The sequence below is a fragment of the Micromonospora sp. NPDC049171 genome, assembly GCF_040648275.1.
Taxonomy (GTDB): Bacteria; Actinomycetota; Actinomycetes; order Mycobacteriales; family Micromonosporaceae; genus Micromonospora.
This window is the reverse complement of record NZ_JBEZDJ010000043.1, coordinates 39,530-52,628: the sequence shown is the minus strand read 5'-3', so window position 1 is coordinate 52,628 and position 13,099 is coordinate 39,530. Positions and strand designations below refer to the sequence as shown.

Annotated in this window: 11 protein-coding genes; 6 read left to right on the top strand and 5 right to left on the bottom strand. The window is 70.3% G+C overall.

Annotated elements, in window-relative coordinates:
* Positions 1-156: 156 nt before the first annotated feature.
* Positions 157-1,107 (bottom strand): malate dehydrogenase, encoded by a 951-nt coding sequence (locus tag AB0B14_RS34880; RefSeq protein ID WP_357067685.1) that lies wholly within the window; start codon positions 1,105-1,107, stop codon positions 157-159.
* Positions 1,108-1,244: 137 nt separating this feature from the next.
* Positions 1,245-2,105: a bifunctional methylenetetrahydrofolate dehydrogenase/methenyltetrahydrofolate cyclohydrolase gene (locus AB0B14_RS34875; protein WP_357526331.1), complete on the bottom strand. Its 861-nt coding sequence runs from the start codon at positions 2,103-2,105 to the stop codon at positions 1,245-1,247.
* A gap of 447 nt (positions 2,106-2,552) precedes the next feature.
* Here AB0B14_RS34875 and AB0B14_RS34870 point away from each other — a divergent pair, with 447 nt between their 5' ends.
* From AB0B14_RS34870 to AB0B14_RS34850, 5 genes are all read left to right on the top strand, one after another.
* Positions 2,553-4,154 carry an ABC transporter substrate-binding protein gene (locus AB0B14_RS34870; protein ID WP_357067681.1) on the top strand — a complete coding sequence of 534 codons (1,602 nt, stop codon included), beginning with the start codon at positions 2,553-2,555 and terminating at the stop codon, positions 4,152-4,154.
* Positions 4,155-4,350: 196 nt separating this feature from the next.
* Positions 4,351-5,289 (top strand): ABC transporter permease, encoded by a 939-nt coding sequence (locus AB0B14_RS34865; protein WP_357067679.1) that lies wholly within the window; start codon positions 4,351-4,353, stop codon positions 5,287-5,289.
* Between the two features lie 98 nt (positions 5,290-5,387).
* Positions 5,388-6,344: an ABC transporter permease gene (locus AB0B14_RS34860; protein ID WP_357526329.1), complete on the top strand. Its 957-nt coding sequence runs from the start codon at positions 5,388-5,390 to the stop codon at positions 6,342-6,344.
* A gap of 7 nt (positions 6,345-6,351) precedes the next feature.
* Complete coding sequence (locus tag AB0B14_RS34855; RefSeq protein ID WP_357067675.1) at positions 6,352-7,383, top strand: ABC transporter ATP-binding protein; 1,032 nt, start codon at positions 6,352-6,354, stop codon at positions 7,381-7,383.
* Positions 7,364-8,395, top strand: a complete 1,032-nt coding sequence (locus AB0B14_RS34850) for a dipeptide ABC transporter ATP-binding protein (protein ID WP_357067673.1) — start codon at positions 7,364-7,366, stop codon at positions 8,393-8,395. Before AB0B14_RS34855 ends, AB0B14_RS34850 begins: the two co-directional genes overlap by 20 nt.
* Before the next feature lie 184 nt (positions 8,396-8,579).
* Here the strand turns inward: AB0B14_RS34850 and purH are convergent, their stop codons facing one another.
* Positions 8,580-10,151, bottom strand: coding sequence for a bifunctional phosphoribosylaminoimidazolecarboxamide formyltransferase/IMP cyclohydrolase (gene purH / locus AB0B14_RS34845; protein ID WP_357526327.1), 1,572 nt, complete (start codon positions 10,149-10,151; stop codon positions 8,580-8,582).
* Entirely contained in the window at positions 10,148-10,768 is a 621-nt protein-coding gene (gene purN / locus AB0B14_RS34840; RefSeq protein ID WP_357067669.1) for a phosphoribosylglycinamide formyltransferase, read from the bottom strand. Before purN ends, purH begins: the two co-directional genes overlap by 4 nt.
* A 288-nt stretch (positions 10,769-11,056) precedes the next feature.
* On the opposite strand from purN, the gene AB0B14_RS34835 reads away from it, so the two are divergent.
* Positions 11,057-11,602, top strand: a complete 546-nt coding sequence (locus tag AB0B14_RS34835) for a DUF4190 domain-containing protein (RefSeq protein WP_357067667.1) — start codon at positions 11,057-11,059, stop codon at positions 11,600-11,602.
* 147 nt (positions 11,603-11,749) lie between these two features.
* Here AB0B14_RS34835 and AB0B14_RS34830 read toward each other — a convergent pair whose 3' ends face one another.
* On the bottom strand, positions 11,750-13,072 hold the full coding sequence (locus AB0B14_RS34830; protein WP_357526325.1) for a DUF6350 family protein: 1,323 nt from the start codon (positions 13,070-13,072) through the stop codon (positions 11,750-11,752).
* Between the last annotated feature and the right edge of the window lie 27 nt (positions 13,073-13,099).

Sequence of the window (13,099 nt, the reverse complement as noted above, 5' to 3'; positions counted from 1 at the left end):
ACCCCGGGTTCACATTGTTTTTAGCCCCACCACTCGCCGACGAAACTGGCAATAACCTCATGATCAACGCGGGTTTGGGCGGATGAGGTGGGGTGGACGGGGAAGGGCGCGCCGGCTAACCGGCGCGCCCTTCCTGCGAGCGGTGGTTCGGGGGGATCACATGCTGGAGATGTCGCCCTGCTTGGCGCGGACGGCTTCGGCGGCCTCCAGGAGGCTGGCGCGCTCGTCGGCGTCCAGGTCGGTCTCGACGACCCGCTTGACGCCCTCGGCGCCGATCTCCGCCTCGACGCCGAGGTAGACACCGGAGATGCCGTACTCACCGTCGACCCAGGCGCAGACCGGCATGACCTCACCGGAGTCCTCGGCGACGGCCTTCGCCATCCGGGCGGCGGCGGCGGACGGGGCGTAGTACGCCGAACCGGTCTTGAGCAGCGCGACCACCTCGGCGCCACCGTTGCGGGTCTTGACGACCAGCTCCTCGATCTGCTCGGCCGGCATCGCGTCGCGCAGCGGCTTGCCGTTGACGGTGCTCTTGGAGGGCACCGGCACCATGGTGTCGCCGTGTGAGCCCAGGGTCAGCGTGCGTACCGACGCGACCGGCACGCTCAGTGCCTCGGCGACGAAGTTGCTGAACCGGGCAGTGTCCAGCATGCCGGCCTGGCCGAGGACCCGGTTCTTCGGGAACTGGGTGGCGAGCTGCGCCAGGGCGGTCATCTCGTCCAGCGGGTTGGAGACCACGATGACGACGGCGCTCGGCGCGTACTTGGCGACGTTCTCGGCGACCTGCCGGACGATCTTGGCGTTGGTCTCCAGCAGGTCCATCCGGCTCATGCCGGGCTTGCGCGGCAGACCAGCGGTGATCACGACGACGTCGGAGCCCTCGATGGCCTCGTAGCCCTCACCGTTGGCACCGGTGGTCACACCGACCACCTTGGTCTCGAAGCCCTCGATGGCCCGGGACTGGTTGAGGTCGAGTGCGAGACCCGCGGGCTTGCCCTCCACGATGTCGGTGATCACTACGGTGTCGAAGACGTCGTACTCGGCCAGGCGCTGTGCGGTGGTGGAGCCGTAGAAGCCAGCCCCGACGACAGTGACCTTCTTACCCATGGTCGTCCCACTCCCTGATACCAGTCGGTTTTCCGGACCGTATCAGTCATCCTGGCACCCATCCGGCCAGGGGCGGCGGCCATCGCCGGGATGGGGCGAACGTCACCGCCGTCCTGGTTCGACACCCGACGGGCGAGTCAGCCGCGCTCGGCGCGCTCCACGACGTTGCTGAGCAGCATGGCCCGGGTCATCGGGCCCACGCCGCCCGGCATGGGGACCAGCGCGCCGGCCGTCTCGGCCACCTCCGGGTCCACGTCACCGGTGTAGCGGCCCTTGCCGTCCGCGCCGATCACGCGCGTGATGCCGACGTCGACCACGACCGCGCCCGGGTTGATCATGTCGGCGGTGAGCAGGCCCGGTACGCCGGCCGCGACGATGACGATGTCGGCGCCGCGGGTGTGCGAGGCGAGGTCGAGGGTGCCGGTGTGGCACAGGGTGACGGTGGCGTTCTCGCTGCGGCGGGTGAGCAGCAGGCCGAGCGGCCGGCCGACGGTGTTGCCGCGGCCGACCACGGCGACGGTGGCGCCGCGCAGGGCCACGTCGTGCCGGCGGAGCAACTCGACGATGCCGCGCGGGGTGCAGGGCAGCGGGCCGTCGTAGCCGAGCACGAGCCGACCCAGGTTGACCGGGTGCAGACCGTCGGCGTCCTTGTCCGGGTCGATCAACTCCAGCACCCGCTGGGTGTCGAGGTGGGCTGGCAGCGGCAGTTGGACGATGTAGCCGTGGCACGCCGGGTCGGCGTTCAGCTCGGCCAGCACGTCGTCGACCTGCTGCTGGGTGGCGTCGGCCGGCAACTCGCGGCGGATCGAGGCGATGCCGACCTCGGCGCAGTCGCGGTGCTTGCCGTTGACGTACGCCTGGCTGCCCGGGTCCGCCCCGACCAGGACCGTGCCGAGCCCGGGGGTGATGCCGCGTTCCGCGAGTGCCTTGACCCGTATCCGCAGCTCGTCCTTGATCTCCGCCGCGGTTGCCTTGCCGTCCAGAAGCGTCGCCGTCACGACCAGATCGTCTCACGGCCATCGCCCGCCGTTCGGACGACCTCGCTTCAGCGGCCCGCCACCAGCTGGTCACCATCGACCACGTGTGACGTTCGGTGACGTGGCGCTAGTCACTCTCAGTCACATATTGTGGATTCGGTCACCGGCGAACCAGACACGCCGCTGCGGCAAGGCAGAGACCGGACGACCGGACGAGAGGGCGTCAGCACGGCCGAGGCCGGCACAGCGTGCGCGCGAGCCGACCCAATATGTGCAGCCAGAGGGCGCATAGGTCGAATTTTGCTAGCAGAAACGCCGGCCTCCGACAAGCCCGGCGGTGCCGGACCGTTACCCACCCGCAACCGCGTCGTTGCCGAAGGCCCATCGCCGACCTACCGTTGCCGCTTGTTGCGCAGCGTAACCCAGCGTCGGGCCTGACTGCGCAGCGTGAGGAGATGAGGAGGCACGATGCGAGTTCGTAGACTCGCCGCCTGGACCGCCCTCCCGCTCGCGGTGACGCTGGGCCTCGCGGCCTGCGGCAGCGGCGGAGACGGTGGATCCGGCGGCAGCGCCAGTTCGGCGGTCAGCATTCAGATCGCCGAGCCGAAGCACCTGGTTCCCACCAACACCACCGAGACGTCCGGGTCGCAGGTGCTCGCCGGCCTGTTCAGCCCGCTCGTGGACTACGACGCCCAGAACAAGCCGTACGAGGTCGCCGCGCAGTCGATCACCTCGTCGGACAACAAGGTCTGGACGATCAAGCTCAAGGACGGCTTCACCTTCCACAACGGTGAGAAGGTCACGTCCGAGGACTACATCAACGCCTGGAACTACGGCGCGTACGCCCCCAACGGTCAGGACGCCAACGCCTTCTTCGACAAGATCGCTGGCTACGCGGACCTGCAGGGCAAGGCGCCGAAGGCCAAGGAGATGTCCGGCCTGAAGAAGGTCGACGACGCCACGTTCACCGTGACGCTGTCCGACCCGTACATCGACTTCAAGACCACGCTCGGCTACAACGCGTTCTTCCCCCTGCCGAAGGCCGCGTTCTCGGCCCCGGGCGTGCTCAAGGACGGCTTCGAGCAGGCGCCGATCGGGCAGGGCCCCTTCAAGATGAAGGGCACCTGGCAGCACGACAGCAAGATCGACGTCGAGCGCTTCGACGCGTACCCGGGTGAGAAGCCCAAGGTCAAGGACGTCGAGTTCCGGATCTACCAGCAGCTCACCGCGGCCTACGCGGACGTCCAGGCGGACAACCTGGACGTGCTGCCGACGATCCCCACCGAGAGCCTGAGCACCGCGCCGAGCGACCTGGGCGACAGGTACCAGACCAGCCCGATGTCGTCGTTCCAGTTCCTCGCGTTCCCGACGTTCGACAAGGACTACAGCAACCCGGACGTGCGCAAGGCCATCTCGATGGCGATCGACCGTGACGAGATCACCAAGTCGGTCTTCAAGGGCTCGCAGACGTCGGCGCGTTCCTTCGTCTCGCCGGTCCTGCCGGGCTACCGCGACAACACCACGGGCAAGGCGGGCGAGTTCAACCCGACCGAGGCCAAGAAGCTCTACCAGGCCGCCGGCGGCCCGTCGAAGATCGTCATCTCCTACAACGGCGACGGCGGGCACAAGGACTGGGTCGACGCCACGGTCAACCAGCTCAAGGCCAACCTGGGTGTGGACGCCGTCGGCTCGGCCGAGCCGAAGTTCGCCGACCTGCTCACCAAGGTCGAGAAGAAGCAGCCGGTGGGTGCGTTCCGGATGGGTTGGGTCATGGACTACCCGACCATGGAGGACTACCTCGGCCCGCTGTACAGCACCAACGGCTCGTCGAACTACTACGGCTACAGCAACAAGGAGTTCGACAAGCTGGTCAAGGAGGGTTCCGCCGCCAAGACGCAGGACGAGGCGATCGCCAAGTACCAGCAGGCGGAGGACATCCTGGCCAAGGACATGCCGGTGATCCCGCTCCGCTTCGGCGAGAACGTGTTCGGCCACTCGTCCAAGGTCAAGAACGTGCAGATGGACCTGTTCCAGCGGGTCAACCTCGTCAAGATCGAAGCGGCCAGCTGAGCTGACCATGGTGCGGGCCATCCGGGCGACGACGCCCGGGTGGCCCGACCGCACCACCGGGGCCGGGTCGCGGTAGCGGACCCGGCGTCGGTGGTGCCGGCTTCCCCGGGCCGGACGGCACGTCTCGGATATTTCGGGTACGACCAGAGATGCCGTCCTGCGACCCTTTCGCACATTTCCGGAGAGACTGCTAAGCATGTTCCGCTACATCTTGCGGCGCCTACTGCAGATGGTCCTGGCGTTCTTCGGGACCACCCTGATCGTCTACGCGCTGACATTCGCCGGGCAGGGCGACCCCATCCAGGCGCTCGCCGGTGAGCGGCCGGTGACGCCGGCCCAACGGGCCTACCTGACCGAGAGGTACCACCTGGACGCGACAGGCGTCGGCGGGTTCTTCTACCGCTACTTCGACTACGTGAAGAACCTGCTCCAGGGCAACCTGGGCGAGTCGCTCACCGGTCGGAACATCGGCGACATCCTCCAGCAGGCCTGGCCGGTCACCGTCCAGCTCGCGCTCATCGCGCTCGCCGTGGCGATCATCTTCGGTGTCACCGCCGGCGTGCTCGCCGGCATCCGCCGGGCCAGCATCTTCGACAACTCGACACTGGTGCTGACCCTGCTGGTGCTGGGCATCCCGACGATCGTGCTGGCGCCTCTGGCGCAGTACTTCCTGGGCGTGAAGTGGCAACTCTTCCCACCCACCGCCGGCTCCGACCCGACGTTCTACGCGCTCCTGCTGCCGGGCATCGTGCTCGGCTCGCTGTCGCTGGCCACCGCCCTGCGGCTCACCCGGGCCTCGGTGGCGGAGAACCTACGCGCCGACTACGTCCGGACCGCCCGGTCCAAGGGCCTGGTCAAGCGCCGCATCGTCGTCGTCCACGTGCTGCGCAACTCACTGATCCCGGTGGTCACCTTCCTCGGTGTGGAACTGGGCAACCTGATGAGTGGCGCGATCATCACCGAGGGCGTCTTCAACATCCCCGGCGTGGGCTTCAACCTCTTCCGCGGCATCCGCACCGAGGACGGCCCCCTGGTGGTGGGCATCGTCAGCGTGCTCGTCGTGGTCTACCTGGTCTCGAACCTGGTGGTGGACGTCCTGTACGCCGTACTCGACCCGAGGATCCGCTATGAGTGAGCGCAGCGAGGTGCAGGCATGAGTGAGCGCAGCGAACGAATCATCAGCGCAGCGTGCTTGGGCTCTCATGCCGGCGCCGAGCGCAGCGAGGTGCAGGCATGAGTGACTTCGAGACGGTGGCGGCCAGTGAGAACCAGGCCGCGCGGCGTGGGCCCTCGGGCGAGCCGGGCACACCCAACCAGGTCGGCGCCGCGAACAAGCCCCGCAGCCTGGCCGGAGACGCCTGGCGCGACCTGCGCCGTAACCCGATCTTCTGGATCTCGCTGGCGCTCGTCGTCATCTTCACCCTGATGGCGCTGCTCCCCGGCGTGTTCACCGCCAACAACCCGAACGACTGCCTGCTCTCCCGGCAGCACGCCGGGCCGTCCGGCGGGGCCATCTTCGGGTACGACTTCCAGGGCTGCGACACGTACTCCCGGGCGGTCTACGGCACCCGGGCCTCGCTGCTGGTCGGCGCGCTCGCCGCGCTCGGCACCGGGATCATCGCGCTGGTGATCGGCATGCTGGCCGGTTACTTCGGCCGCTGGGTCGACGCGGTGCTCTCCCGGGTGATCGACGTGGTGCTCGGCATCCCGCTGCTGCTGGCCGCGATCGTGCTGCTCAAGCGGGTCTCCAGCGACAGCCAGTGGGCACGGATCGGTGCTGTCGTCTTCGTGCTGGCCCTGCTCGGCTGGACCACCGCCGCCCGGGTGGTCCGCTCGTCGGTGATCACCGCCAAGGAACAGGACTACGTCTCGGCGGCCCGGATGCTCGGCGCGGGCAACGGTCGGATCATGTGGCGGCACATCCTGCCGAACTCGCTGGCCCCGGTCATCGTCGTGCTGACCATCGCGCTCGGCTCGTTCATCGCGGCCGAGGCGACGCTGTCGTTCCTGGGCATCGGCCTGAAGGCGCCGACCATCTCCTGGGGCCAGGACATCGACACCGGCCGCATCCACATGCGGGAGGCGGCCGCGCCGCTGATCGTCCCGTCCGCATTCCTCGCGCTGACCGTGCTGGCGTTCATCATGCTCGGCGACGCGATCCGTGACGCCTTCGACCCGAAGCTGCGGTGAGACACTCATGACCGTCCAACCCACACCCGCCTCCACCACGCCCGAGGGCGGCCACCTGCTGGAGTTGCGGGACCTGCACGTCGAGTTCCGCACCAACGAGGGCGTGGCCCGGGTGATCAACGGCGTGTCGTACCACCTGGACGCCGGCGAGACGCTTGCCGTGCTCGGCGAATCGGGCTCCGGCAAGTCGGTCACCGCCCAGGCGATCATGGGCATCCTGGACACCCCACCCGCGCTCGTCCGCTCCGGCCAGATCCTCTACCAGGGTCAGGACCTGCTCACCCGCTCCGAGGAGCAGCGTCGACAGGTACGCGGCAAGGAGATCGCGATGATCTTCCAGGACGCGCTGTCCGCCCTGAACCCGGTGTTTCCGGTCGGCTGGCAGATCGGCGAGACGCTGCGCCAGCGCGCCGGCATGTCCCGGGCCGACGCCCGGCGGCGCGCCATCGAGCTGATGGATCTGGTCAAGATCCCAGGAGCCGCCAAGCGGATCGGCGACTACCCGCACCAGTTCTCCGGCGGCATGCGCCAGCGCGTCATGATCGCGATGGCCCTGGCGCTGGACCCGAAGGTGCTGATCGCCGACGAGCCCACCACGGCGCTCGACGTGACAGTCCAGGCCCAGATCATGGACCTGCTGGCCGACCTGCGCCGGGAACGCGACATGGCGATGATCCTGATCACCCACGACCTGGGTGTGGTCGCCGGTGTCGCGGACCGGATCGCGGTCATGTACGCCGGCCGGATCGTCGAGCACGCCGACGTCCGCTCGCTCTACAAGGCGCCCGCCCACCCGTACACCAAGGGTTTGTTGGAGTCGATCCCGCGCCTGGACGTCCGCGGCGAGGAACTGTCGACGATCAAGGGGTTGCCGCCGAACCTGATGCGCATCCCGTCCGGCTGCCCGTTCCACCCGCGGTGCCCGTACGTCCAGCAGGTCTGCGTGGACGTCGTACCCCACGACCTGGTCCTCGGCGACGGCCGGACCAGCGCTTGCCACTTCGCGCAGGAGGTCCGTGATGACAGCGTCGCCCGCTAGTCCCGCCAAGGTCCGCGGCGAGACGATCCTCTCCGTCGACAACCTGGTGAAGCACTTCCCGATCACCCAGGGCGTCCTGTTCCAGCGGCAGATGGGCGCGGTCAAGGCCGTCGATGGGGTGAGCTTCGAGCTGCGTCGGGGCGAGACGCTGGGCGTGGTCGGCGAGTCCGGCTGCGGCAAGTCCACCCTCGCCCGGCTGCTGATGCGGCTGGAGACGCCCACCTCCGGCCGGGCCACCCTGGAAGGTCGGGACCTGTTCAAGGCCTCCGGGGGCGAGCTGCGTCGGGTACGCCGCAACATGCAGATGGTGATGCAGGACCCGTACACCTCGCTGAACCCGCGGATGACCGTCGGCGACATCATCGGCGAGCCGTTCGAGATCCACCCGGATGCCGCCCCGAAGGGCAGCAAGGCCAAGCGGGTCCAGGAGCTGCTCGACCTGGTGGGGCTCAACCCGGAGCACATCAACAGGTACCCGCACCAGTTCTCCGGCGGTCAGCGGCAGCGCATCGGCATCGCCCGCGCGCTCGCCCTGCGGCCCGAGATCATCGTCTGCGACGAGCCGGTGTCGGCCCTGGACGTCTCCATCCAGGCCCAGGTAATCAACCTGCTCAAGCAGCTCCAGGACGAGCTGGGACTGTCGTACATCTTCATCGCCCACGACCTGTCCGTGGTGCGGCACATCGCCGACCGGGTCGCGGTGATGTACCTCGGTCGGATCGTCGAGATCGGCACCGAGGACGAGATCTACGAGCGAGCCACCCACCCGTACACCCAGGCTCTGCTCTCCGCGGTGCCGGTGCCGGACCCGGAGGCCCGCGACCAGCGCAACATGATCCGGCTGGTCGGTGACGTGCCCAGCCCGGCCGACCCGCCGAGCGGCTGCCACTTCCGCACCCGCTGCTGGAAGGCCCAGGACATCTGCGCCGTCGAAGACCCGGCGACCGTTCCCCGGGCGGCCGACCCCCACCCGTCGGCCTGCCACTTCGCCGAACTCCGCCCAACCCCCTAACCCACCCCCCGGCCCACCCCCCACCCCCGCCCCCACCCCCGCCCTTCAGCGCGTTGATCATGGAGTTATTGCCCGGCCGACCGGCGTGTCGGCGCTATAACCTCATGATCAACGGGGCGAGGGGGTGGGACCGGTGGGGGTGCGACCGGTGGGGGTGGGACCGGTGGGGTGGGGGGTGGGGGGGTTAGTGGTAGAAGTGGCGGGTGTTGGTTAGGTACATTGTTACGTTTGCCTTTTTTGCCGCTTCGATTACTTCCTCGTCGCGGATGGAGCCTCCGGGCTGCACGATGGCGCGGACGCCGGCGTCGATGAGGATCTGCGGGCCGTCGGCGAACGGGAAGAACGCGTCCGACGCCGCGACCGAGCCCCTCGCCCGGTCGGCACCGGCGCGGGTGACGGCGAGCTGCGCCGAGTCGACCCGGTTGACCTGACCCATGCCGACCCCGACGGTGGCGCCGTTCTTGGCCAGCAGGATCGCGTTGCTCTTCACCGCGCGGACCGCCCGCCAGGCGAACGCGAGGTCCCGCAGCAGCTCCTCGTCGGCGGCCTCGCCGGTCGCCAACTGCCAGTTGGCCGGGTCGTCGCCGGGGGCGTGCACCCGGTCGGCGACCTGGGTGAGCACGCCACCGGTAATCTGCCGCCACTCGACCGGCGCCGGGGTCCAGGCCGGCGCCCGCAGCAGCCGGATGTTCTTCTTGCCCTGCAACACCTCGACCGCGCCCTCGTCGAAGCCGGGGGCGACCACCACCTCGGTGAAGATGTCGGCGACCTGCCGGGCCAGCTCGACCGAGACCGACCGGTTGACCGCGATCACGCCGCCGAACGCCGACACCGGGTCGCAGGCGTGCGCCAGGCGGTGCGCCTCGGCCACGTCCGCGCCCACCGCGATGCCGCACGGGTTGGCGTGCTTGATGATCGCCACCGCCGGCTGGTCGGCGAAGTCGTTCGCGGCCCGCCAGGCGGCGTCCGCGTCAACGTAGTTGTTGTACGACATCTCCTTGCCGTGCAACTGCTCGGCCTGGGCCAGACCCGCCGGGGCGTCCGGGTCGGTGTAGAGCGCGGCCGGCTGGTGCGGATTTTCCCCGTAGCGCAGCACCGTCGACTTACGCAGTGCCGACCCGGCGAACGTTGGCCAGGAGTCGTCGGCCGGGGCCAGCTCCCGGGCACACCACTGGGCCACCGCCACGTCGTACTCGGCGATGTCCGCGAACGCGCGGGCGGCCAGCGCGCGGCGCTGCGCCAGGGTGAAGCCACCCTCGCCGAGCGCGCCGAGCAGCGCCGGGTAACCGGCCGGGTCGGTGAGCACGGCGACCGAGGCGTGGTTCTTGGCGGCGGCCCGCACCATGGCCGGGCCACCGATGTCGATCTGCTCCACGCACTCCTCGACGCCGGCGCCGGACGCGACTGTCGCCTGGAACGGGTAGAGGTTGGAGACCAGCAGGTCGAACGCCGCCACGCCCAGCTCGTCGAGCTGTGCGACGTGCGTGTCCTTGCGCAGGTCGGCGAGGAGACCGGCGTGCACCTTCGGGTGCAGGGTCTTCACCCGGCCGTCGAGCACCTCGGGGAAACCGGTCACCGTCTCCACCGGCGTCACCGGGACACCGGCGGCGGCGATGGTGCCCGCCGTGCTGCCGGTGGAGACGATCTCCACGCCGGCCGCGTGCAGGGCCTGGGCCAGCTCGACCAACCCGGTCTTGTCGTAGACGCTGACCAGCGCCCGCCTGATCGGGCGGCGCCCGTCCTGAGTGGGACTCACGGAACCGTGACCTTCCTTCCGGTAATGGTCCAGCCTTCGCGGACCAGGCGACCGACCTGCTCGACGAGCTGACGCCGCTCGGCTTCCTTGATGCGCTCGGTGAGCGTGTCCACGTCGTCGTCGTCGAGCACCGGCACCGCGACCTGCGCCACGATCGGCCCGGTGTCCATGCCGGCGTCGACGAAGAAGAGGGTGGCCCCGGTGAGCTTCACGCCGTAGGCGAGAGCGTCGCGGGGGCCGTGGATGCCGGGGAACGCCGGCAGCAGCGTGTTGTGCGTGTTCAGGTAGCGGTCGCCGAAGGCCGCGAGGAAGTGCGGGCCCACCAGCTTGAGGAAACCGGCGGAGATGACCAGGTCGGGTTGGTGCTTCGCGACGTGCGCGGTGAGCGCCACGTCCCAGTCTTCCCGGGTGTCGTGGTCGCGGACCCGCTCGACGAACGTCGGCACGCCGGCCGCGGCGGCCCGGTCCAGGCCCGCGATGCCGTCGCGGTCCGCGCCGACCGCGACGACCTGTGCGCCGTACGCGGGGTCGACGGCGGCATCCAGCAACGACTGGAGGTTGCTTCCGGAGCCGGAGACGAGGACGACGATGCGGGCGACAGGCGCGGGCTCGGTCACCGGGCCACCCTATCGGGCAGGTCAGGATGCCCTTCCGCTGGGCGGTGCGCCGATCGTCGACGGTGCTGACGAGCATCGACCCGGTACGCTGCCGCTCGCTCGGGCCGAACGTCGTCACGACCCACGCCCGTCACTGCCTCGACACGCGGAACTGGCCAAGAAGGGCCCTTTCCCGCGCTTTGGGGGAGATGTCCTCCGGCTGCGGCACTGGGCTTTGGGAGGACTGACCGCGATCATGGATGGAAACAACAGCAGTAACTGACGGAACCAGTCCAAGGAGCTTTTCGAATGCAGCCCGGTAACCCCGGTCAGGACCCGTACGGCCAGCAGCCCAACCAGGACCCGACCGCCCCTCCGCCGCCACCCGCCCCGTACGGCCAGCAGCCCACCTCCGGCCAGCCGTACGGCCAGCAGGATCCGTACGCGGCACCGCAGGCCCCATACGGCCAGCAGCCCACCTCGGGTCAGCCGTACGGCCAGCCGCCGGCGTACCAGGACCCGTACGGCCAGCCGCTGCAGTACGGCACCGGCCCGACGTACCCGAACGCCGGGTACCCGCAGGCGCAGGGGCAGAACAACACCCTCGGCCTGGTGTCGATGATCCTCGGTATCGCGTCGATCCCGCTGCTGTGCTGCTTCTACCTGGGCATCCCGGTCGGCATCGCGGCCGTGGTCACCGGTTACCTCGCCAAGCAGAAGGTCGCCCAGGGCCAGGCCAGCAACGCCGGGCAGGCCAAGGCCGGCCTGATCTGCGGTGCGGTCGGCGTCGTGCTCGGCATCCTGCTGATCATCCTGCTCGTGGTGGCACAGGTCACCCTGCCCACCCAGCCCTGACCGGGCCGTTGTCGACGGGGCGCTCCGGATTCGTCCGGAGCGCCCCGCGCTCGTCCAGCACGAAGGCATGCGCCGGGTGCGCCCCGCGCTCGTTCAGCACCGAGTCCGGCGCGAGGGCATGCGCCGGGGCGCCCCGCGCTCGTTCGTTCAGCGCGAGGGCACGCGCGGAGGCATCGCGGCCTGCTGGGCGGGGGCGCGGGTGAGCGCTCGGGTGGCCGCGGCACCGAGCAGCGCGCCGACCGCGATGACACCCGCCGCCACCGCCCCGACCTGCCAGCCCACCGGCCCGACCTGGGCCAGCCGACCGGCACCGAGCGGCCCGCCGGAAACCGCGGCGGCCACGCCGATCAGCACCCCGGCCACCGGCCCGGCCAGCGCCGCGGGCGCCAACACCTCGGCCCACCGATGCGGGGCCCGCTCCGGCCCGGCGAGTCGAGCCAGCCGGCGGGCGAGCAGCCAGCCGGCGACCATCCCGGCCAGCACCGGCACCGCGAGCAGAAGAGCACCGAAACCGTCCACCGGGCCTCGCGGCAGGCCGGCGAGCAAGGGCACGGCCGGCAACGCGCCGACCGACACCTCGCTGGTGCGGACCGCGGTGTCGGTGCCCACCGCGAAACCCGGCCCGAGCAGGTAGCTGGCCGACCAGACCGCCGCGTTCGGCGCGTACGCCACGCTGACCAGGGTGATCCCGGCCTGGCCGGCGACCCCGGTCCGGTACGCGCCGATCATGTCGGCCGCGTCGCCGCCGCCGGTGGCCACCGCCAGGCCGGCCGCGCCGGCACCCGCGCCGAGCAGCAGCAGCCCGGCCACCAGCCCGGTGCGAACGCCGTCGCGCACCGGGCCCGGCAGCCAGCCGACGACAACCTGGGTCACGGCGGTGATGCGGGTGGCGCCGACCAGCGCGGCGAGTGTGCCGACCACAGCGAACGTCACCCCCGCCCGGAGCACTGACACGTCCGGTCCGTCGGCGCCGATCAGCACCGCCGCGAGCGCGCCGAGCAGCGCGTAGGCGATGCCGACCGCGCCCGCGGCGAGCAGCGCCCGACGCGGTGAGCGGGTGTCGCGGGCACCGATCGCACGGCTGACGTGCACTCCGGCCCGGGTCAGCCGCCAGAGCGCGAGCACGGTCAGCGCCAGCGGGGCGAGCCCGAGCGGACCGGACTCGGTGTGCAGCCCCACGCCGTGCCCGAGCAGCCAGCCGCCCAGTGCGGTGCGCAGCGTGTTGGTCAGGGTGCTGGAATCCGTGCCGAGGTGCACCAGGCCGAGGACGATGGCGACCGGCAGGTAGGAGGTGAGGGCAGCCCAACCGGCCGCCACCCCGGCGGCGACGGGCAACGGCGCTCGCCCGCGTGGCGACCCGGCCGGGCGGGGCGCGGGCACCCGTCGGGCCGGTGCGGCACGATCGACCGGCCGGTCGTCGGCGCGCACACCGCCGGGACGGCTGGGACGGTCAGGGGTGACGGGGGACATCCGCTCTACTCTGGCACGTCGCGCGGG

Coding starts and splice junctions, on each gene's coding strand:
- AB0B14_RS34880 (WP_357067685.1), bottom strand. CDS start 1,107: ATGGGTAAGAAGGTCACTGTCGTCGGGGCTGGCTTCTACGGCTCCACC.
- AB0B14_RS34850 (WP_357067673.1), top strand. CDS start 7,364: ATGACAGCGTCGCCCGCTAGTCCCGCCAAGGTCCGCGGCGAGACGATC.
- AB0B14_RS34855 (WP_357067675.1), top strand. CDS start 6,352: ATGACCGTCCAACCCACACCCGCCTCCACCACGCCCGAGGGCGGCCAC.
- AB0B14_RS34835 (WP_357067667.1), top strand. CDS start 11,057: ATGCAGCCCGGTAACCCCGGTCAGGACCCGTACGGCCAGCAGCCCAAC.
- AB0B14_RS34860 (WP_357526329.1), top strand. CDS start 5,388: ATGAGTGACTTCGAGACGGTGGCGGCCAGTGAGAACCAGGCCGCGCGG.
- AB0B14_RS34865 (WP_357067679.1), top strand. CDS start 4,351: ATGTTCCGCTACATCTTGCGGCGCCTACTGCAGATGGTCCTGGCGTTC.
- AB0B14_RS34870 (WP_357067681.1), top strand. CDS start 2,553: ATGCGAGTTCGTAGACTCGCCGCCTGGACCGCCCTCCCGCTCGCGGTG.
- AB0B14_RS34830 (WP_357526325.1), bottom strand. CDS start 13,072: ATGTCCCCCGTCACCCCTGACCGTCCCAGCCGTCCCGGCGGTGTGCGC.